This is a genomic window from Segatella sp. (genome assembly GCF_977051555.1).
The window spans coordinates 108,948-129,379 of the sequence record NZ_CDRSSE010000001.1 but is presented as its reverse complement, the minus strand read 5'-3'; the positions used below and the strand labels follow the sequence as shown (position 1 = coordinate 129,379).

16 protein-coding genes are annotated in these 20,432 nt (G+C 47.6%); 7 read left to right on the top strand and 9 right to left on the bottom strand.

Going from position 1 to position 20,432, the window contains the following annotated elements; all coding sequences use genetic code 11:
- Positions 1–7: 7 nt before the first annotated feature.
- Positions 8–574 (bottom strand): hypothetical protein, encoded by a 567-nt coding sequence (locus ACWJAO_RS00515; RefSeq protein ID WP_449138872.1) that lies wholly within the window; start codon positions 572–574, stop codon positions 8–10.
- A gap of 321 nt (positions 575–895) precedes the next feature.
- Here ACWJAO_RS00515 and ACWJAO_RS00510 point away from each other — a divergent pair, with 321 nt between their 5' ends.
- Genes ACWJAO_RS00510 through ACWJAO_RS00500 form a run of 3 tightly spaced genes read left to right on the top strand, consistent with a single transcriptional unit; the run spans position 896 to position 6,257 of the window.
- Entirely contained in the window at positions 896–1,966 is a 1,071-nt protein-coding gene (locus ACWJAO_RS00510; protein WP_449138871.1) for a metallophosphoesterase, read from the top strand.
- 41 nt (positions 1,967–2,007) lie between these two features.
- Entirely contained in the window at positions 2,008–4,809 is a 2,802-nt protein-coding gene (locus ACWJAO_RS00505; protein WP_449138870.1) for a TonB-dependent receptor domain-containing protein, read from the top strand.
- Between the two features lie 53 nt (positions 4,810–4,862).
- Positions 4,863–6,257, top strand: coding sequence for a hypothetical protein (locus tag ACWJAO_RS00500; RefSeq protein WP_449138869.1), 1,395 nt, complete (start codon positions 4,863–4,865; stop codon positions 6,255–6,257).
- A 461-nt stretch (positions 6,258–6,718) separates the two neighbouring features.
- Here ACWJAO_RS00500 and ACWJAO_RS00495 read toward each other — a convergent pair whose 3' ends face one another.
- The 8 genes from ACWJAO_RS00495 to lysS all read right to left on the bottom strand — a co-directional run bounded on the left by ACWJAO_RS00495 (position 6,719) and on the right by lysS (position 15,674).
- Complete coding sequence (locus ACWJAO_RS00495; RefSeq protein WP_449138868.1) at positions 6,719–7,921, bottom strand: uracil-xanthine permease family protein; 1,203 nt, start codon at positions 7,919–7,921, stop codon at positions 6,719–6,721.
- A 15-nt stretch (positions 7,922–7,936) separates the two neighbouring features.
- On the bottom strand, positions 7,937–9,142 hold the full coding sequence (locus ACWJAO_RS00490) for a GDP-L-fucose synthase family protein (RefSeq protein WP_287867680.1): 1,206 nt from the start codon (positions 9,140–9,142) through the stop codon (positions 7,937–7,939).
- Positions 9,143–9,147: 5 nt separating this feature from the next.
- Positions 9,148–10,257, bottom strand: coding sequence for a GDP-mannose 4,6-dehydratase (gene gmd / locus ACWJAO_RS00485; protein ID WP_287894777.1), 1,110 nt, complete (start codon positions 10,255–10,257; stop codon positions 9,148–9,150).
- Positions 10,258–10,322: 65 nt separating this feature from the next.
- Positions 10,323–11,048 (bottom strand): HAD hydrolase-like protein, encoded by a 726-nt coding sequence (locus ACWJAO_RS00480; RefSeq protein WP_287827987.1) that lies wholly within the window; start codon positions 11,046–11,048, stop codon positions 10,323–10,325.
- 3 nt (positions 11,049–11,051) lie between these two features.
- Positions 11,052–12,407, bottom strand: a complete 1,356-nt coding sequence (locus ACWJAO_RS00475; protein WP_006847211.1) for a glucose-6-phosphate isomerase — start codon at positions 12,405–12,407, stop codon at positions 11,052–11,054.
- An 83-nt stretch (positions 12,408–12,490) separates the two neighbouring features.
- Positions 12,491–13,489 (bottom strand): NAD(P)H-dependent glycerol-3-phosphate dehydrogenase, encoded by a 999-nt coding sequence (locus ACWJAO_RS00470; protein ID WP_449138867.1) that lies wholly within the window; start codon positions 13,487–13,489, stop codon positions 12,491–12,493.
- Between the two features lie 68 nt (positions 13,490–13,557).
- Complete coding sequence (locus ACWJAO_RS00465; protein ID WP_287851784.1) at positions 13,558–13,920, bottom strand: four helix bundle protein; 363 nt, start codon at positions 13,918–13,920, stop codon at positions 13,558–13,560.
- Between the two features lie 17 nt (positions 13,921–13,937).
- A complete protein-coding gene (gene lysS, locus ACWJAO_RS00460) occupies positions 13,938–15,674 on the bottom strand; it encodes a lysine--tRNA ligase (protein WP_144151993.1) in 1,737 nt (578 codons plus the stop codon).
- A gap of 273 nt (positions 15,675–15,947) precedes the next feature.
- On the opposite strand from lysS, the gene ACWJAO_RS00455 reads away from it, so the two are divergent.
- The 4 genes from ACWJAO_RS00455 to menB all read left to right on the top strand — a co-directional run bounded on the left by ACWJAO_RS00455 (position 15,948) and on the right by menB (position 20,387).
- Complete coding sequence (locus tag ACWJAO_RS00455) at positions 15,948–16,394, top strand: PaaI family thioesterase (RefSeq protein ID WP_144151996.1); 447 nt, start codon at positions 15,948–15,950, stop codon at positions 16,392–16,394.
- Complete coding sequence (locus tag ACWJAO_RS00450; RefSeq protein WP_287837188.1) at positions 16,391–17,569, top strand: chorismate-binding protein; 1,179 nt, start codon at positions 16,391–16,393, stop codon at positions 17,567–17,569. The genes ACWJAO_RS00455 and ACWJAO_RS00450 overlap by 4 nt, the downstream gene beginning before the upstream one ends.
- 108 nt (positions 17,570–17,677) lie before the next feature.
- Positions 17,678–19,486, top strand: a complete 1,809-nt coding sequence (gene menD / locus ACWJAO_RS00445; protein WP_449138866.1) for a 2-succinyl-5-enolpyruvyl-6-hydroxy-3-cyclohexene-1-carboxylic-acid synthase — start codon at positions 17,678–17,680, stop codon at positions 19,484–19,486.
- Positions 19,487–19,565: 79 nt separating this feature from the next.
- Positions 19,566–20,387 (top strand): 1,4-dihydroxy-2-naphthoyl-CoA synthase, encoded by an 822-nt coding sequence (gene menB / locus ACWJAO_RS00440; RefSeq protein WP_022121706.1) that lies wholly within the window; start codon positions 19,566–19,568, stop codon positions 20,385–20,387.
- Positions 20,388–20,432 lie beyond the last annotated feature (45 nt).

Sequence of the window (20,432 nt, the reverse complement as noted above, 5' to 3'; positions counted from 1 at the left end):
CATTATCTCAATCATCATCATCATCATCCCAATCTCTATCGTGCTTCCACTTCTTCTTGTCGTGCTTCCACTTCTTATCGTGCTTGTGATGCTTGTGATACTTGTGATGCTTGCCCGGCTTTCCTGGTCCGTAAGTTTCATGAGTTCCGCCTGGCCATCCTGGTCTTCCGTAGCTGCACTCAGGACGAGGGCGGCGCTTGTCGTGTCCCCAGTTATGCTTTGGATACTTGGTGTAAATATGGTGAACATACACATGATTATTCCAACCGATAGGGCGATAGAAATAGTAAGAGTCCTTGAATCTCTTCCATTGTCTGGCGGTCATCATGCGCTTGAGCTGCTTGTTGCGATAATGCCAGCCGTAGGCATCAATGTCGCGATAGCTGCGGATGCCATTGAGATAATTGAGATTGATGTTCAGGATGCTGTTGCGCTGGGCGCTGCTCAATCCCAGTTCCACCACCATCTTATCTGTGATAAAACGGGCCTCTGCCTGAATATCTGTCAGTCTCTGAGCATTCACAGATGTAATCATCATCCATACTGCTACCAATGTCATAATCATTCTTTTCATAACTATCTTTTCTTTAAAAGGTTATTACTGCATTTATTTTACTTGAAGAGGCTACTTGGTGCCGCTATCAACTTTTTGATGGTGCAAAGATAGGGAGAATAGCTGAAAACAACAAGGGGAAAACCATAAACCAGCGTATGATTTTCCCTAAAAGCATCGGGGGAAACTCCCGTAATAAGATTGTAGTATCTTTTATCTGCTAATTAAAATTCTTGTAACCTCTTTGACACATAATACCCCTACCTTTGCACCCGAAATTTAACAGGTATTACCCCGAAAAGGGAAATCTTTGATAAAGGTATTATAGTCAGATAAAGAAAAATGGAAAAGAAAGTATCGGGTAAGCATAGCAGCATGAATGGCTTTGCTATGATGAAAGGTAGAGTAGCAACTGTAGTTTTGGCTTCGGCTTTATTATTGGGGGGAGGCTTGACTGCACAGGCTCAAAACTCAGCATTAACCACTTGTTCTCAGAGTGCAGCAACCGCTATTCCGCAGAATCCTAACTGGAAGGCGAATGCTGCCGAATGGCAGAAACTGAAGGGCGAAATCACCCTCTACATGACCAATGATATGGGTCGCAACGGCTACTACGACCAGAAGTCTATCGCCGAACTGATGGGCGAGATGGCTGGCACGGTAGATCCTGAATGCGTACTTGCCGTAGGCGACATCCACCATTTCAATGGCGTGGCTTCCACCCAGGATCCTCTGTGGCTTACCAATTACGAATACGTTTATTCTCATCCCGACCTGATGCTCGACTGGTTCCCGGTTTGTGGCAACCATGAGTATCGTGGTAATACTCAGGCTTTTATGGACTATGGTAAGGTGAGCCGCCGCTGGATGATGCCAGCCAAATATTACACCAAGGTGTTCGACCACGAGGGAACCACCATCCGTGTCATCTTCCTCGACACCACACCTCTTATCGATTCTTATCGCAAGGCGACAGAAAAATATCCTGATGCCTGCAAGCAGGATGCTGAGGCTCAGCTCTCCTGGCTCGATGAAACCCTGAAGAATGCCAAGGAAGACTGGGTCATCGTGGTAGGTCATCATCCTATCTACGCCTACACCGAGAAGAAGGAGAGTGAGCGTCTCGACATGCAGAAGCGCCTTCTTCCTATCCTCCATAAATATAATAATGTGGCGATTTATGCCTGCGGCCACATCCACAACTTCCAGCACATCCAGAAGAAGGGCGACAACATCGACTACGTAGTCAATTCCTCTTCATCTCTGGCTCGCCCTGTGAAGCCTATCGATGGTACTGTGTTCTGCAGTTCTGCCGATGGTTTCTCTGTATTTACAGTAGATAAGAAGCAGCTGAGAATGTCGATGATAGACAAGGATGGAAAAATCATCCACACGATTTCAAAAAGTAAGTGAAGAGTGAAGAACGAAGAGTGAAGAATTCAATAGCGATATAGATGAAAAGAATTTTACTGAGTGCGGCGCTTCTAGCCGCTGCGACTACCTCCATCCAGGCACATACGCTGGATGGTATAGTCAAGGATAACAAAACGGGTGAACCCCTCATCGGAACCGTAATCCGAGTAAAGGAGCTGCCTAACGTGAGTACCACCACCGGATTCGATGGTACTTTCACCCTGCATGAATTGCCTGATAAAGGCAAGTTTACCATCATCGTTTCCTACATGTCGTACAAGACCAGGGAGATGGTAGTAGATGTGGCTAAGAAAGACAAGGTGGATATTCCGATGGATGAAGACCTGAAGCAGTTGGGCGAAGTGGTGGTCACAGGCCACCGTGAATACCGCAGCGACCGTAGCGCCATAGAAACCGTGAAGAATGCCGGCAACGTGCTCAACGTGATGAGCCAGCAGAGCATCCAGCTTTCGCCTGATGTCAACGTGGCGAGCGTTCTGCAGCGTGTATCGGGTGTAACCATGGAGCGTGATGCATCGGGCGAGGCTTCCTACGCCATCCTTCGAGGCATGGACAAGCGCTACAACTACACCCTGGTAAACGGCGTGAAGATTCCAAGTCCGGATGATAAAAACCGCTATATTCCGCTGAATATCTTCCCTTCAGATCTGATGGATCGCCTGGTAGTATCCAAGTCTCTGACAGCTGATATGGAAGGTGATGCAGCTGGTGGCGTAGTTGATATGGTGATGAAGGATGCCCCATCCCGCTTCCAGATTCTGGCGAATGCAGCCATCGGAGCAAGTGATTATTTCTGGAAGGATGGCAGAGATTATCTTACCAGCAACCGCTCTGATTATACAAAGAAGGCTCCTTACGAGGCTTTCGGAAAAGACTACAAGGCGCAGATGAGTGATTTCAAGAACGGCCCTGTTCAGTTGAAGAGCCATTCCATGCCATCTCCTAATTTCATCGGAGGTCTGAGCATCGGCAACCGCTTCTGGGGCGACCGCCTGGGCGTGATGCTCGCCGGAAGCGTGCAGAATACTTTCCGTGGCACCGAGCGCACCTACAATTCCGTAAAGATGGCTTCGGGCGAGCAGGCAATGTACATTTCCAATCTGCAACATCGCTACTACAGCATCCATGATCTTACCACGGGTGCTCATGCCAAGATAGATTTAACCTTGCCTGGTCACAAGCTGGAATGGTACAATATGTATGTGCACACCAATTCCAAGGGCATCAGATACAATAACAGCGTCAACACCGAATACATCGGAGCCGACAGCTATACCCAGGACGATGAGGTGCGCTCTCTCTCAACCACCCAGAGCATCTTCGCCACTAACCTGAAGGGTACGCATCATCTTACCAAGGATTTTACCGTAGATTGGTCGGGCGTATTCTCGCAGGCAAAGGAGGAAGATCCGGACAGAACCTACGTAACCCTGACGAATACCGTGAGCCGAACAGCCGAGAATGGCGGCGATGCCGTATCGGGTTCCATCTGGGATGCCGACAAGAACATCACCAAGACCCTGCCAAAGAGTGCCGAGCGCCGGTTCCAGCACAACAAGGATACCGACTGGGCGGGTTACATCAACCTTTCTTACGATACCCATTTCGCCAATGATGTGGAGGCTCTCTGGAAGGCGGGTGCGCAGTATCGCAGAAAAGAACGCAGCAACAGATACTATTCTTACATCTTCAATCCTGCTGACATCTCGCAGACGATGGATGGAAACGGATTAGAGCAGTATGCCAATATCGATTGGGTTTGCAAAACTCCTTATTCTCAGGCTTCGCAACTCAACTACGATTCCAAGGAGCACATCGGAGGCGCCTACGCCATGGTAACCCTGAAGAGCGAGGTGGGTGAACTGAATGCCGGTTTCCGTGCCGAGCATACCAACCAGATTTACACCATGCTCCAGCACTTCCGCAACATGGGACAGGTAGGCGAGCAGAGCTACTGGGATTATCTGCCATCTGCATCCATCAAATGGACTCCAACCAAGAAGATGAACGTGCGTCTCTCTTACTATCGCTCCATCAACCGTCCGGGCTTCTATGAGATTGTGCCTTATCAGATTATGGGCGAGGAGTATCAGGAGAAGGGAAATCCAAACCTGAAGCGTGCGCGCATCGACAACATCGACCTGCGCTGGGAGTGGTTCCCAAGCAAGACCGAGCAGATTCTTGCCGGCGTATTCTATAAGTATCTGAAGGACCCGATTGAGCAGGTGTTCGTAACTTCTGATGGCAAGATTGGTGCCGGAACCGATGCCTACTATACACCGGATAACCTGGGTAATGCCAAGAACATGGGATTCGAAATTGATGTAATCAAGTACATCCGCCACTTCGGAGTAAAGGCGAATTATACTTACACCCATTCAGAAATTACCACCTCGAAGCGTGAGTACAAGGAGGGGAGTGCCGAGTATAAATCGGGCGTAACCCAGACCCGTCCGCTGGTTAACCAGGCTCCTCATACCGCCAATATCTCCTTATTATATAAGGATACGGAGAATGGCTGGAATGCGCAGTTGGCCTCTTCCTTCACGGGCACCAAGCTCGCCCTGGTTTCTCCCTTCAAGGATGCCGACCAGTGGGATAAGGCGATGTTCGGTCTCGACCTGAGTGCCGAGAAGCAATTCAAGAACGGCATCTCCATCTTCTTCAAGGCAAACAATCTGCTCGATGCCAAGCGCGAGAGATACTTGAAGACCGTGAACAAGAGCAACCTGGAGTATGAGGGACAGAAGAGCGATAAGACCATCGTAGGTACTTATAAGTACGGTAGAACCTTCCTACTGGGCGTAAGATACAAGCTTTAAATGGTAAAAAGGCTTTTAAAGGCAAAAAGGTAAAAAAGAAAAAAAGGTAAAAAATGAAAAAGATAAATACTTTTGCAGCTTTGCTTATGATGGCAGCAGCTGCAATGTTCTCCACATCTTGCGAGAACGATAATATAAATCCATACGATTACGTGAATAATGGCGCTAATGGAAGTGATGGCAACCAGAACCAGGGTTCTAAAGATGTCATTACAACTAAGGTGGCAGAATATCCTAAAGGCTCTCTGGTTTGGAGCAAGGATACTACCCTCAGCGAGAGCGTGGAGATTCCTGTAGGAACATCGCTCTACATCGAGCCGGGCGTAACTGTTACCTGCAAATCAGAGGTTCAGGTGCCGGTAGAAATCGTGGTATTGGGCAATCTCTATTGTCTGGGAACCGCCGAGAAGCCAGTTACCATCACTTCTGATACCAAGAAACCTGCCGATTGGGGCGGCATCATCTGCGGCTACAATTCAGAAGAGGTGGTGCTCAACCACGTAGATGTGGCCTATGCCGGTGCTACTCCTACCGAGAGTTCTGCTTCTTTCCAGAACAAGCTTTTCAAGACTACCATTGATGGTGGTGTGCCAGCCTTCCACTTCTGTAATGTGAATGGTAAGTTCGTGATGGCAAACAGTTTCTTCCATGACAACTACAACGATCAGACTTACTTTACTGGTGGTAACGGTATGATTATCAACAATATATTCGCTGATAGCGGAAATGCAGCCGATGGCGGCGAGGCTATCAACGTAAAGGCTGGTTGCAAACTCGATGTTGCCAACAACATCATCTACAACGCCTGCACCAACGCCTTCAAACTCTCTAATGCCGGCAATAGTGAGGTGATTCCGCTTACCGAGATGACTGCTTACAACAATACCGTAGTTAATTGCGGATGGCGCCGTGCCAAGAACAAGAAGGGTGGTTCTGTATGGATAGAGAAGGCTGCGAAGCCAATCTTTGTGAACAACCTCATCTATGATTCACGTTTCGGCCTGAAGCAGCCAAAGAAGGATGGTGCTGATATGGAGCACAGCCGTCTTACTCCAAACTACTACTTTGCATCTACCGCAACAGGAGTAGAGCAGATGGCAAAGGATGCAAATCTCGGCATCTGGTTTGATACTGATATCAAGAGCAGCGTGGCTGGTCAGTTCAACCCTCTCTTCAAGAGTTTCACTCAGAGCGACAAGATGAACATCAACTGCGAGATTGATAAAGTGGAGAATGGTGCTCCATTGGCATTCGATAAGACTTGGAATTTCGAGTATCAGGATAACAGTCCTGCTCTCTCTGGTGGTGTAACCGATTTTACTCCGCTCTTCCCTGGTGGTCTGCCATTCTTCGGTATGAAGCAGGTGAATTTCCTGGATAAGAATAACGACCAGAACTATTACTTTACCGCTCCATTGCCAAGCGCAAGATTCGGAGCGAGATTGTAAAAAGCTATTATATATCATAGCGCGATTAAATAAAAAGAGGCTGCGTGCAGGCGACAGAGATGTAGCTTGCACGCTTTTCTTGTATAATCGGTTTAGTTCAAGATAGAAACAACGTCTTTTCTTCATCTCTCTTATCTCCTTTCTTCCTTCTTCCTGTATTAATAATGTGTTAATCTCAGGAAAAGTCTTGGTTGATTATAGGATAAAATGTTCTTTAACCCTATTGAAATCTCTGTTCATAGACGTTGAACGGCGGTTCAGCGTCTATGAACGGCGGTTCAGCGACGTTGAACGGACATTCAACGTCTATGAACGGAGATTTTATCTAGGTATAAATGTTTTTTTTCTTAGTTGAAAGAACTGTTTTAGTAGGTTAAAATCCTTGTTTTACCCCTCTTCTTGTTCTAATAAAAAAGGAAAAAGCTTTGAAAACAATCTTGTTTTCAAAGCTTTTTCCTTTTTTATGCCTCTTTCTTCTTCGTCTTAGGAAGAACGAGGTTGAGAACTACGCCGATGACGGCGGAAAGACCGATGCCGGAAATGGCGAAGGAACCGGATGAGAGAACGGCGCCACCCAAGCCCATCGTCAGCATCACAGAGATGATGATAACATTGCGGGTTTCATTCATGTCTACCTTGTTTTGCATCAGATTCTGAACGCCCACACTTGCGATGGTTCCAAAAAGCAGCAGCATGATGCCACCTAAAACCGCCTGAGGAATACTCTGCAACAAAGCACTCAACTTGCCCACGATAGAGAAACAGATGGCGGTGGCTGCGGATATGCGAATCACGGCAGGACTCGTTACCTTGGTGATAGACATCGCACCTGTTACCTCTGAATAAGTGGTCTCAGGAAGTCCGCCCAGAAAGGCTGAACAGAGACATGCCAGTCCATCGCCCAACATCGTGCGATGCAATCCCGGATCTGCCACGAAATCCTTCTTGGCTACGGCACTCACCACATATACATCGCCGATATGCTCCAGTACCGGAGCTATTGCCACGGGCAACATATAGAGGAATGGAGACCAGGAGAAATGGGTGATGGTATCGAAGGATACAGGACATGAGAACCATGATGCCGCTGCCACGCCCGAGAAATCTACCTCGCCCATGCAGATGGCGATGACATAGCCCACGATAACCCCCGAAATGATAGGAACCAGCTTCATCAAGCCCTTGCAGAAGGTAAGCACCAGGATAGCGGTGATGAGCGATGCAAAGGAGAGAATCCAGTTGGTCTTTGCCATATCCACAGCGCTGCCCGAAAGGGAGAGACCGATGAGGATGATGGCGGGACCGATGACTACCGGAGGAAAAATCCTGTCCAGCAGTTTCTTGCCCTGCCATTTCACTAGGGAGCTCATGACGAAATACACCAGAGAAACGCTGGTTAGTCCGGCGATTGTTCCCGGCAGTCCCCATTGCTTGGTTGCAGCGATGATAGGGGCGATAAAAGCGAAGGAACTGCCCAGGAAAATAGGCACCTTACCCTTGGTGATGAAGTGAAAAAGAAAGGTTCCTACACCAGCGGTGAAGAGAGCCGTTGCCGGATCGATGCCTATCAGAAGAGGCACCAGAACCGTTGCCCCGAAAGCCACAAACAGAAACTGTACTCCCACAAGGGTTTTCTTGGTCATAGAAAGTTGTTCTGTATCCATAGTCGATATTCTTTATTAGCCTTTCAGACTCTCCTGATACCAGTCGAAGAGTTTCTTCACACCATCTTCAATCTCTACCTTATGCGTCCATCCGAGGCTGTGGAGCTTATCTACAGAGATGAGCTTGCGCATGGTTCCATCTGGCTTGCTGGCGTCAAACTCTACTTCGCCTTCGAAACCTACTGCCTTTACTACAAGTTCAGAAAGTTCACGGATGGTGAGCTCCTTGCCGGTACCCACGTTGATGTGGCAGTTGCGAATCTCACCGAGAGATGGGATAGCGCCACCACGACCCTCAGAGTTGTTTCTATCCACAGCACCATCTACCTTGGCACCATAGAATACAGAACTGTACTTCTCGATACCGATGATGTCCTTGAAATCTACATTCAGGAGCACGTGAACGCTGGCATCTGCCATATCCTCGCTCCAGAGGAATTCACGCAATGGTTTTCCTGTTCCCCAAAGCACTACCTTGTTGTCGTAGATGCCATAGAACTCCAGCGCCTTCAGAATGCGCTCGTGAGAGTTGCTGCCGTCTACGTTACCCTCTCCGATGATTTCGCGGAGCTTATCAGTAGGGTTGATAGGGCGCTTGTTCATATCCACCTCGATGCTGTGCCAGTCGCCATCGTGGATGAGTTTGGCAAGATAAATCTTGCGCATCATCGCAGGCATTACGTGGCTGTTCTCCAGATGGAAGTTATCGTTTGGACCATAGAGGTTTGTTGGCATCACAGCGATATAGTTGGTACCATACTGAAGGTTGTAGCTCTCGCACATCTTCAGTCCGGCAATCTTGGCGATGGCATATTCCTCGTTGGTATATTCCAGCGGAGAAGTAAGGAGCACATCTTCACTCATAGGCTGCGGTGCATTCTTAGGATAGATGCAGGTAGAGCCCAGGAAGAGGAGCTTCTTCACGCCATGAGAATAAGCGTTGCTGATTACGTTGCATTGCATCTTCATATTCTGCATGATGAAGTCTGCACGATACAATGAATTCGCCATGATACCGCCCACGAAGGCAGCAGCCAATACTACTGCATCAGGCTTTTCCTCGTCAAAGAACTTCTCTACTGCATACTGGTCGGTCAAGTCGAGTTCTTTGTGAGAACGACCTACCAGGTTGTTATAACCTCTCTTCTTGAGGTTATTCCAGATAGCAGAACCCACGAGTCCGTGGTGTCCTGCAATATAAATCTTTGCGTTTTTATCCAACATAATTACTTAACAATTCCCTTTTCCAAATATTCTGCAAGATTGCAGCGAACCTTCTGACTGGCATCCTCGGCAGCTACCTTCGCCATATCGCTCTCTACCATGATCTTTACGAGATCCTCGAAAGAGGTGGTGTTAGGATTCCAGTTGAGCTTAGCCTTTGCCTTTGTTGGGTCACCCCAGAGGTTCACCACGTCGGTAGGACGGTAGAAATCAGGAGAAACCTCAACGAGTGTCTTGCCGATGAGTTCCTCAGGACCCTCAACGCAGATACCCTTCTCGTTCTCATCCTTGCCTTCCCATTTCAGTTCGATTCCTACATAGTGGAACGCCAGCTGGGCGAACTCACGGACAGAGTGCTGCTTACCGGTTGCAATCACGAAGTCCTCTGGTTTCTCAGCCTGGAGAATCAGCCACATACACTCTACATAATCCTTGGCATAACCCCAGTCGCGGAGCGAATCCAGGTTACCGAGATAGAGCTTGTCTTGCTTGCCCTGCTTGATGCGGGCTGCAGCCAAAGTAATCTTGCGGGTTACGAAAGTCTCACCACGGCGCTCACTTTCATGATTGAAGAGGATACCAGAGCAGCAGAACATATCATAAGCCTCACGATACTCCTTGACAATCCAGAAACCATACTGCTTGGCAACAGCGTATGGAGAATAAGGGTGGAATGGAGTGTTCTCGTTCTGAGGAACCTCTTCTACCTTACCGTAGAGCTCTGATGTTGAAGCCTGATACATGCGGCAGGTCTTCTCCAGACCGCATTGGCGGATAGCCTCAAGGATACGGAGCACACCGGTAGCATCTACATCTGCTGTAAACTCAGGGGAGTCGAAGCTCACCTGTACGTGGCTCTGTGCTGCCAGATTATATACCTCAGTAGGTTTCACCTTGTTCATTACCTGGATGATACTCATAGAGTCACCGAGGTCAGCATAGTGAAGATGGAAATTAGGTGTACCCTCCAAATGGGCAATTCTTTCGCGGTAGTCGGTAGATGATCGGCGGATAGTTCCGTGAACATCATACCCTTTTTCCAACAATAATTCAGCCAAGTATGAACCATCCTGGCCTGTAATACCTGTAATTAAAGCTACTTTTCTATTCATGTCATTATATGTTTTTAATGATGTCTTTTTATTGAATAAGTCAGAATATCTGTGGGTAAACCGGATTAAGCCTTAGCAATCAGGTTTTCAAAGTCATCACAGAATTCAGTCATCTGGTGATAGAGTAGATTGCAACCCTTATTGGATAATTCTTCATCTGGTAGCGGACCGCTGTTAATTGCTACCGTAAAAATGTTGGCTGCCACGCCGGCACGGACGCCCAAAGGAGCATTCTCTACCACGATGCCTTCCCAGGGTTTCAGGTTTCCTGCCTTCTGCAATCCCATGAGATATGGGTCAGGATTTGGCTTGCCGCGCTTTACATCATAGGCGGTTACGATATGTGCTTCATCCAGAAAATCGCCGAAGTCGTTGAGCAGTCGCATGATGAGCGGGCGCTGTCCGCTTCCTGTTACCACTCCTACCTGCATGCTGGCATCTTTAATCTTCTGCATTATTTCCTTTACGCCAGGAAATATTTCGGCAGTAGGCATCGAGTGGAATATTTCGGTCTTCACATCATACATCTTCTGTGCTTCGTCCAGCGTGATGTCGATGCCCTTCTGCTTCTTCACCATCATCTGGATGGTGTCAATGCCTCGGGCTCCTTCGGTGGCATAAGCATCGGCTGCTGTCATGTGGATATCAAACTGTTTCATCGATTCCTGCCATGCCACAGCATGATTTGGCATACTGTTATACAGCACGCCGTCCATATCAAAAAGCACGGCTTTAGGGTTGAATTCCCCAAAGCCGTGTTCTTTCATATATTTAAAAATAATTTCCTTCATCAATTATTCATTCTTCAAGCGCTCCTGGATAGCTTTGCTCTCTGCCTCATAACCTGGCTTGTTGAGCAATGCGAACATATTCTTCTTGTATGCCTCAACACCAGGCTGGTTGAATGGGTTCACCTCTTCCAAGAGACCGCTGATACCGCAAGCCTTCTCGAAGAAGTAGATCAGCTGACCGAGGTAGTAAGCGTTCAACTCTGGTACGTTAACCAGAATGTTAGGAACACCACCGTCAACGTGAGCCAGACGTGTACCGAGCTCTGCCATCTTGTTCACCTCGTCAACACGCTTGCCCTCGAGGAAGTTCAAACCGTCGAGGTTCTCATCATCGTGAGGGAAGAGTAATTTCTCGTTAGGAGTCTCTACGCTGATAACAGTCTCGAAGATAGAGCGCTCGCCCTGCTGAATCCACTGGCCCATAGAGTGAAGGTCGGTAGTGAAGTCGCAAGCTGCTGGGAAGATACCCTTCTGATCCTTACCCTCGCTCTCACCATAGAGCTGCTTCCACCACTCAGCGAAGTAGTGAAGTTTAGGCTGGAAGTTGCATACAATCTCAATTTTCTTGCCAGCCTGAGTATAGAGAGCCTGACGTGTAGCTGCATAGATAGCAGCAGGATTCTCCTCGAAAGCTACGTCCTTGCCGCAAGCCTTCTCCATGTCAGCCGCACCAGCAACGAGCTGCTTTACATCGAAACCAGCTACTGCGATAGGCAACAAACCTACTGGAGTCAAAACTGAGAAACGGCCACCTACATTGTCAGGGATGATGAAGCTCTTGTAACCCTCCTTGTCTGCACAAGTACGTGCAGCACCCTTCTTGGCGTCGGTTACAGCTACGATAACATCCTTAGCCTCTTCCTTACCGCGCTGATCCTCGCATTGCTTCTTCAAAAGACGGAAAGCGAGAGCAGTCTCAGTGGTGGTACCAGACTTAGAGATATTGATGACACCAAACTTCTTGTCCTTCAAGAAAGAAGTCAACTCGAAGAGGTAGTCCTCACCGATATTGTTACCTGCGAAGAGGATAGTAGGGTTCTTCTTGTCGTTTACGAGCCAGGCGAAAGAGTTGCCGAGGCCTTCGATAACGGCGCGTGCACCGAGGTAGCTACCACCGATACCTGCTACAACAACCACCTCACACTTTTCGCGCAAAGTATTGGCAACAGCCTGAATCTCATTGAGGAACTCAGGAGTGATAGAAGATGGCAAATGCAACCATCCCAAGAAATCGTTACCTTCACAAGTGCCGTTCTCAAGAGCTTCCTGAGCGGCCTTAACCTTAGGCTCGTAAGCCTTTACTGCACCTTCTGCAAGGAATGATGCAGCCTTTGTAATGTTTAAGCTGATACTTTTCATTTTTCTTTTAATATCTAAATGAATGTGTTAATGTTACTACTTGAAGACAAACTCTTCTGCCGAAACCGAAGGATAGGATGTGCCTATCTGAACGAGTCGGTCAAGAGTTTGATTTCGATTTGCGGACTGATGCGCTCGTACAATATATTATATACAGCATCGAGAATCGGCATGTTGACGTGCATGTGGCGATTGATTTCCTTCATACACTTGGTGCCGAAATATCCTTCTGCAATCATCTCCATCTCTATCTGCGCACTCTTCACGCTGTAGCCCTTGCCTATCATGGTTCCGAAGGTGCGGTTGCGGGAAAAGTTGCTGTAACCTGTTACGAGCAAGTCGCCCAGATAAACTGAGTCGTACATGCTTCGGTCGATAGGGTGGACGGCTGTCAGGAAGCGGTGCATCTCCTGAACGGCATTTGACATGAGTACCGCCTGGAAGTTGTCACCATACTTCAGACCGCCACAGATACCTGCTGCGATGGCGTATACGTTCTTCAGAACCGAAGAGTATTCGATACCGATGACATCGCTCGAAGTCTTGGTCTTGATGAATTCACTCGCCAGACAATCGTTGGCGAAGGCACACGCCTTTTCGGTATCGCTACAGCCCACGGTGAGATAGCTCAGTCGCTCCAGTGCCACCTCCTCGGCATGAGAAGGACCTCCGATGCAGGCGAGGTTCTCGTAAGGCACATCGTAAACCTGATGGAAATACTCTGAGCAAACGAGGTTTTCATCAGGCACAATACCTTTGATGGCTGTGATGATGAACTTGTCGCTGAGTCGCGTCTTGAGCTTCTTGAGATGATTCTTCAGATAAGGCGACGGGGTGACGAACACGAGTGTATCGTAGTTCTGCACTATCTTGTTGATGTCGGAAGAGAAGAAAATCTCATCTACATTGAATCGTGCCGACATCAGATAGGCAGGGTTGTGCCCCATGCGCTTGAAGTCCTCGATGCGGTCATCGCGACGCATATACCAGCCTATGTGATGAGTATGACCCACCACAATCTTGGCTATTGCCGTAGCCCAGCTACCGCCGCCAATTATCGCTATTTTACCGCAATTATACATGTTAATGTTGAATGTTGAATGTTGAATGTTGAGTTGGCATACGCCTTGCATGCTGGATGTTGTGAGACTTAATGGCTGTCTGGTTGTAATTTCTTAGTAACAGAAGCAAGAAGACTTACCATTTCATTGGCATCCTTATATATAGATAGGTATAGCTTTTCGTCTAAGTATTTAGTTCGATACAAAAGCTCTATCCAATATAATGTCTCTTTACTTTCTTTGCGAGAAATGTAAACCTTTGCAGCAAAGTCTGCTTTGCTGATTGCTGACTGAGCTTCGGAAAGATTAGCTCCGATACTAGTACCAGAACGAAGGAGTTGTTTGCTTAAAACAAACTCCTTCTTCTCGTTACATAACCATTTGTATAGATTAACGATGCGTACAGCAAAATCCATACTCTTGGTCATAAGTAAATCTTTTGCGCTGCTCATAATTCAACATTCAACAATCAACATTCAACATTACTACGATCAATCCAGCCCTGGATGTCGTCAACAGAAGGCTTCTCGTAGCCGAGCTTGTACTTCTTGTTGATTTCGCCGATTTTCTGCTGGAGACCCTGAGCCTTTTCTTCACGGATATCAGAGATGAGGTTGAAGCCTGCCTTGCGGAGCACGTATGCCCAATCCTCTGGCACGCCAATCTCTGCCCATTCCTTGATGGTGCTCTGTGGCATCTTCTTCTCTGGCTTCATCTGTGGGAAGAACAGTACCTCCTGAATGAAGGTCTTGCCTGTCATCAACATGACCAAACGGTCGATACCGATACCGATACCTGATGTTGGAGGCATACCATACTGGAGGGCACGGAGGAAGTCCTGATCGATGATCATCGCCTCGTCATCACCCTTGTCAGCAAGCTTCATCTGGTCGATGAAACGCTCTTCCTGGTCAATTGGGTCGTTGAGCTCAGAGTATGCATTGGCAAGCTCCTTACCGTTAACCATCAACTCGAAACGCTCGGTCAAGCCTGGCTTAGAACGGTGCATCTTGGTCAATGGAGACATCTCTACAGGATAGTCGGTGATGAAGGTTGGCTGGAGGAAGGTTCCCTCGCAGAACTCACCGAAGAGCTCATCAATCAACTTACCCTTACCCATGGTCTCATCTACGTCCATGCCCTTCTCCTTGCAGAATGCGCGGATCTCTTCCTCGGTCTTGCCGTTGCAGTCGAAACCGGTCTTTTCCTTGATGGCATCGAGGATAGGCAGACGGCGATATGGAGCCTTGAAACTGATGATGTTGCCATCAATCTCGCGCTCTGGCTTGCCGTTTACGGCGATACAGATCGTTTCGAGCAACTTCTCTGTGAAAGCCATCATCCAGTTGTAGTCCTTGTACTGAACATAAAGCTCCATACAGGTAAACTCAGGGTTGTGGTTGCGGTCCATACCCTCGTTGCGGAAGTTCTTGCCGATTTCATAAACACCCTCGAAACCACCTACGATGAGGCGCTTCAGGTAGAGCTCGGTAGCGATACGCATGTACATATCCTGATCGAGCGCATTGAAGTGGGTGATGAATGGGCGGGCAGAAGCACCACCGGCAATGCTCTGCAGGGTAGGAGTCTCTACCTCAGTATAACCTGCGTTGTCGAGTACGCTGCGGAGTGTGCGGAGTACGGTAGCACGCTGCATGAAAGTATCCTTTACGCCATCATTAACGATGAGGTCAACGTAGCGCTGGCGGTAACGCAACTCCGGATCATCGAACTTGTCGTAAGCCACGCCATCCTTATACTTCACGATAGGGAGTGGCTTCAAGCTCTTAGAGAGCAGGCACAGTTCCTTGGCGTGAACAGAAATCTCGCCAGTCTGTGTGCGGAAAACAAAACCCTTTACACCGATGAAGTCACCGATATCGAGAAGTTTCTTGAATACAGTATTATAAAGGTCCTTGTTCTCGTCTGGACAAATCTCGTCGCGGGCGATATAAACCTGGATTCTTCCCTTTGAGTCCTGCAACTCAGCGAAGCTAGCTTTACCCATTACGCGGCGACCCATCATGCGTCCGGCGATAACTACCTGTCGTGGCTCGTCCTCGTCCTTGAATTCAGCTTTGATATCTGTGCTGAATGCATTGGTTGGAAACTCTGCTGCTGGGTATGGGTCGATACCCATCTCGCGCAATGTCTGAAGACTCTGTCTGCGAACGATTTCCTGTTCGCTTAGCTCTAAAATGTTCATATTCTATTCAGATATATCTTTTATTTTCTTATTTTTGGTGCAAAAATACAAAATAAATCTGAACTATATGCCGTTTTTTATGTTTTTTATTATTAAAGAAAGGAAAAGGTATGTAAAGTTTGCCCTTTATCAAATAAAAAGTGCGATAAATTTTGTTTTCTCTAAAGAAAGTCTTACCTTTGCGTTGAGTTTATCAGAAACATACTTTGGAGTGATGAGAAAACGAATAGCTCTGAATCAATAACAAAATACGAAAAAATAGGAGATAATAAGATGAACATAGATGAATTAGTAAAAAGAATCAGCAAGACTGATGGATTATCCAAGACCCTCGGAATGCATTTCATTTCTACCCCTGAGCCTGATACGCTTCAGGCAACGATGAAGGTAGATGAGCGTAATCGCCAACCTTTCGGCTTCTTGAGTGGAGGTGCTTCTCTGGCTCTTGCCGAGAATGTGGCGGGTATCGGTTCCCTGGCGCTCTGTCCGGGACAGATTGCCGTGGGCATCAACGTGAGCGGTACTCATGTTCAGGCGGTCAGCGAGGGCGATATGGTTACTGCCTTTGCCAAGATTGTGCACAAGGGCAGAACCTTGCATACCTGGCAGGTGGATATCAAGAATACGGCTGGTGAGGTAATCTGTACCGTACAGGTAACCAACTATGTGTTCACTCCAAAGAAAGACAATCAGAAAAAGGGGGCAGAAACAAAGGTATGATAGCTTTTGCGTATTATCGTCTGCCTTATCTGCACCATGCTACCTATGTGGCTCAGCATGTGGGAGAACCTGAGGTTCTCTCTTCTGTGGCAGAACTGAATGGCAAGGAAGGTTTCGTGATAGCTCCTTTCGCGCCATCCAGCGAATGTCCCGTGGTGCTGATGCATCCGGATGAAAGCAAACTTCTCTCTGCCGAGGGGGCTGAAAATGCATCGCGATGCGGCACTTCCTACGTCGTGACGCAGCAGGATTTACGTCGTGACGTAGCAGAATCTACGTCGGGACGTAATTTTGAAGCCTATGCAAGGGAGTTTGAATGCTTTCACCGGCAGCTCTCTGAAGGTAAATTCAGCAAGATTGTTCTGGCAAGAAAACTGCGTATTCAGAGCAATCGGCAGCCTTTAGGATCTGTCCAGACTTCAGCAGTGCAAGATGCCGGCAAGCCTTCAGATGTGCAGAATACAGCCAATGCTTCAGTTGTGCAGGATTCAGACTCTTTAAAGGCTCTGTTTCTGAAGACCTGCCGGATGTATCCCCGTCTTTTTGTAGCCTTGATTTATACACCCCAATCGGGTTTATGGCTGATGGCTACACCTGAAATTCTGCTCAAAGGTGAACAGAATCAGATGGCAACCATGTCGCTGGCAGGCACCCAGAAGGCAGAACCTTCCAAGACCGTAGCCGATTATCCGGTAGAAGGGATAGAATGGTCGGAGAAGAACAGAGAGGAACAGCAGTATGTAACCGATTATATCGAGGATTGCATCAAGATCTTTTCGGATGATTATCAGAAGAAGGGACCTTATACCACGATGGCTGCCAATCTCTATCATCTCCGTACCGACATCGCTTTCCGTCTGCATGATACGGGGCGTCTGGGCGATGTGCTCGATGCCTTATATCCTACGCCTGCCGTCTGCGGAATACCGAAGGATGAAACTCGCCGGTTTATCCTGCAGCATGAACATCAGTCGCGCAAATACTACAGTGGTTTTGTGGGACCGATTTCGCCGAAAGGAAAGACGCATCTCTATGTTTCCCTGCGCTGCATGAATATCCTGGATGACGGCTCCTGCGAACTCTATGCCGGAGGCGGATTGCTGAAGGAGAGCGAGATGGAGAAGGAATGGAAGGAAACTGAAGCTAAGATGCAGACCATTCTGTCGGTTCTGTAAAGGTCTTGCAGAGAAAATGATAGGGATTCATTCTGATTTTATAATGCTAAAAGACAAAGGGTCTTCAAGAATCTGAAAACATAAAAATAACCTAAAAAATAAGGTGAAATGTATAGCAATAAAGAAAACGTCAATATTTTGACAAGTTTACTGGTAGCGCATGGTGTTCGCCATGCTGTAGTGTGTCCGGGCAGCAGAAATGCAGCCATAGTTCACAATCTCAACGAGTGTGAAGACATCACTTGCTATCCTGTAACCGACGAACGTAGTGCCGGCTTCCAAGCTCTTGGACTTTCTATGGCTGAAGGTTATCAGCCTGTCGTAGTGTGTGTGACTTCGGGTTCTGCATTGCTCAATCTTTATCCGGCAGTAGCTGAGGCTTATTATCAGCAAATCCCGCTCATAGTGATTTCTGCCGACAGACCGGCACAGTGGATTAACCAGTTGGATGGTCAGACGCTTCCTCAGCCTGATGCTTTGGGGCAGATGGTAAGAAAATCGGTATCTCTGCCAGAAGTGTTCGAAGGTGAGCAGCAGGAAGAGATGCATTGGTATTGCAACCGGCTGGTCAACGAAGCGCTGTTGAAAAGCATGGGGCGGGTAAAGGGACCTGTACACATCAATGTACCTATCTCTGAGCCTTTCTATTCGTTTACGAAAGAAGCTTTGCCCGTAGAGCGCAAGATAGAGGTTGCTTACTGCAGGGCAAATATTGACACATTTGATGGGACCCCTTTTGAATGTGTGTTAGAAGCCAAACGGCCATTGTTGGTAATAGGACAGTTGGACAATACCGAAAAATATGTAGACTTGTTGGCTTATATTGACCGAATGCCTATATTATGGGAATCTCTGGCAATGCCACCTTATCTATATAAGGTTCAGGAAGAACTGGGAGAAGATTGGAATAAAACCACCCTGTATAGCGCTTTCGAGAATTTGCTGGATGAAATAAAGGACGATGAAAGATTCCGTCCTGACCTGGTGGTTTATATAGGTGGACATATTGTGAGCAAGAAGTTGAAATCTTATCTGCGTTCGCTTAAAGGAGTTGAGCAGATAAGAATTTCGCAAGAGGCTGATATCGAAGATACGTTCATGCATCTTACTAAAGTGATGGATTTGCCAAACAGTGATGCTATGTCATGGTTGGATAATTTTGGCTGGCACAACCACTGGGAGGATTATCGCAAATTGTGGATGGACGCGTTGGCTAAAAGCTATGAACGCAAAGAGAACTTCAAGCCTGAGTTCAGCAGTCTGGCTACCGTAAAGGAATTCTTCAGCCAGCTTCAGAAGGTTGAGCCTCAGGATTTCAAAGCGTTCACCTTAGGCGGTAAAGATGCTCAGGACGATGGTATCTATGACCGCGAATTCGATACATTCCTTCCAGGTATGATGAGCAGCGTCATCTCCGGTAACAGTTCTGCCATCCGGTTGATGAATCTGTATGCCGACCGCCATGTTTACTGCAATCGTGGTGTGAACGGCATAGAAGGTTCTCTTTCTACGGCTGTAGGTTTCTCGATGTGCAAGAACAAGTCTGATAAGCATGTATACTGCATTCTCGGCGACCTGAGTTTCTTCTATGACCAGAATGCGCTCTGGAATAGAAATCTGAACGGCAAGCTCCGTATCATCGTGCTCAATAATGGTGGCGGTGCCATCTTTGGCAAGTTCCAGGGATTAAAGGAGAGTCAGGCTCGCGAAGAAATGGTAATGGCAAAGCATCATGCAACGGCTGAAGGAATCTGTAGTCAGAATGACGTAAAGTATTTCGCAGCTCATACGATGGAAGAGATGGAACAAGGCATCTGCCAATTGATTCATGCCGAGAGCGAGCGCCCGATGCTCCTGGAGGTTTTCACCGATATGGATGTAGATAACGAGATGCTGGAAGCCATCCAGAAGTGCTGATAGAGGACCTGTAAGGAACTATAACTGATAGTTCTGTCAAAAAAATAAGATAAATAGTAATCATAAAGTTCAAAGTAAAATGAGAGAATGGAAAAAGATAGAAGGTTTTGATTTCAAGGAAATCATCTTCGAGGAGTATAATCATATCGCTAAGATTACCATCAACCGTGAGCGCTACCGTAATGCCTTCACGCCGTTGACCACTTGGGAGATGGCGCAGGCATTCAACTATTGCCGCGACTGTCTGGATATCCGTGTGGTCATTCTGACGGGTGCCGGCGATAAGGCATTCTGTGCAGGTGGCGACATGCATGTAAAGGGCCGAGGCGGTTATGTGGGTAACGATGGTGTGCCTCGCCTGAATGTGCTCGATGTGCAGATGCAGATTCGCCGTCTGCCAAAGCCGGTTATCGCTATGGTGAATGGTTATGCCATCGGTGGCGGTCATGTGCTTCATGTGATGTGCGACCTGACCATCGCTTCAGAGAATGCCATCTTTGGACAGACTGGTCCTAAGGTAGGAAGCTTCGATGCCGGTTTCGGTTCTTCTTATCTGGCAAGAATGGTGGGTCAGAAGAAGGCTCGCGAAATCTGGTTCCTCTGCAAGCAGTATTCTGCCAAGGAGGCTGAAGAGATGGGAATGGTGAACAAGGTGGTGCCTCTCGAAAAGTTGGAAGATACCTGTGTAGAGTGGGCTGAAATCATGATGGAACGTTCGCCTCTGGCACTCCGTATGATCAAGGCTGGCTTGAATGCCGAACTGGATGGTCAGGCTGGTATTCAGGAGTTGGCTGGCGATGCCACGATGCTCTATTATACGATGGATGAGGCTCAGGAGGGCGGCAAGGCATTCCTTGAGAAGCGCAAGCCTCGCTTCGAGGATTATCCTCAGTTCCCATAATTTCATCAGCAATAAACAATAAAAAACCTCGGAAGAAAAGCAATC

What these genes read in the sequence shown, in the direction of transcription:
- ACWJAO_RS00470 (WP_449138867.1), bottom strand. Translation starts at nt 13,489, where the DNA reads ATGTATAATTGCGGTAAAATAGCGATAATTGGCGGCGGTAGCTGGGCT.
- ACWJAO_RS00495 (WP_449138868.1), bottom strand. Translation starts at nt 7,921, where the DNA reads ATGGATACAGAACAACTTTCTATGACCAAGAAAACCCTTGTGGGAGTA.
- menD (WP_449138866.1), top strand. Translation starts at nt 17,678, where the DNA reads ATGTATAGCAATAAAGAAAACGTCAATATTTTGACAAGTTTACTGGTA.
- ACWJAO_RS00450 (WP_287837188.1), top strand. Translation starts at nt 16,391, where the DNA reads ATGATAGCTTTTGCGTATTATCGTCTGCCTTATCTGCACCATGCTACC.
- ACWJAO_RS00515 (WP_449138872.1), bottom strand. Translation starts at nt 574, where the DNA reads ATGAAAAGAATGATTATGACATTGGTAGCAGTATGGATGATGATTACA.
- ACWJAO_RS00500 (WP_449138869.1), top strand. Translation starts at nt 4,863, where the DNA reads ATGAAAAAGATAAATACTTTTGCAGCTTTGCTTATGATGGCAGCAGCT.
- ACWJAO_RS00505 (WP_449138870.1), top strand. Translation starts at nt 2,008, where the DNA reads ATGAAAAGAATTTTACTGAGTGCGGCGCTTCTAGCCGCTGCGACTACC.
- ACWJAO_RS00510 (WP_449138871.1), top strand. Translation starts at nt 896, where the DNA reads ATGGAAAAGAAAGTATCGGGTAAGCATAGCAGCATGAATGGCTTTGCT.
- menB (WP_022121706.1), top strand. Translation starts at nt 19,566, where the DNA reads ATGAGAGAATGGAAAAAGATAGAAGGTTTTGATTTCAAGGAAATCATC.
- ACWJAO_RS00465 (WP_287851784.1), bottom strand. Translation starts at nt 13,920, where the DNA reads ATGAGCAGCGCAAAAGATTTACTTATGACCAAGAGTATGGATTTTGCT.
- gmd (WP_287894777.1), bottom strand. Translation starts at nt 10,257, where the DNA reads ATGAATAGAAAAGTAGCTTTAATTACAGGTATTACAGGCCAGGATGGT.
- ACWJAO_RS00455 (WP_144151996.1), top strand. Translation starts at nt 15,948, where the DNA reads ATGAACATAGATGAATTAGTAAAAAGAATCAGCAAGACTGATGGATTA.
- ACWJAO_RS00475 (WP_006847211.1), bottom strand. Translation starts at nt 12,407, where the DNA reads ATGAAAAGTATCAGCTTAAACATTACAAAGGCTGCATCATTCCTTGCA.
- lysS (WP_144151993.1), bottom strand. Translation starts at nt 15,674, where the DNA reads ATGAACATTTTAGAGCTAAGCGAACAGGAAATCGTTCGCAGACAGAGT.
- ACWJAO_RS00480 (WP_287827987.1), bottom strand. Translation starts at nt 11,048, where the DNA reads ATGAAGGAAATTATTTTTAAATATATGAAAGAACACGGCTTTGGGGAA.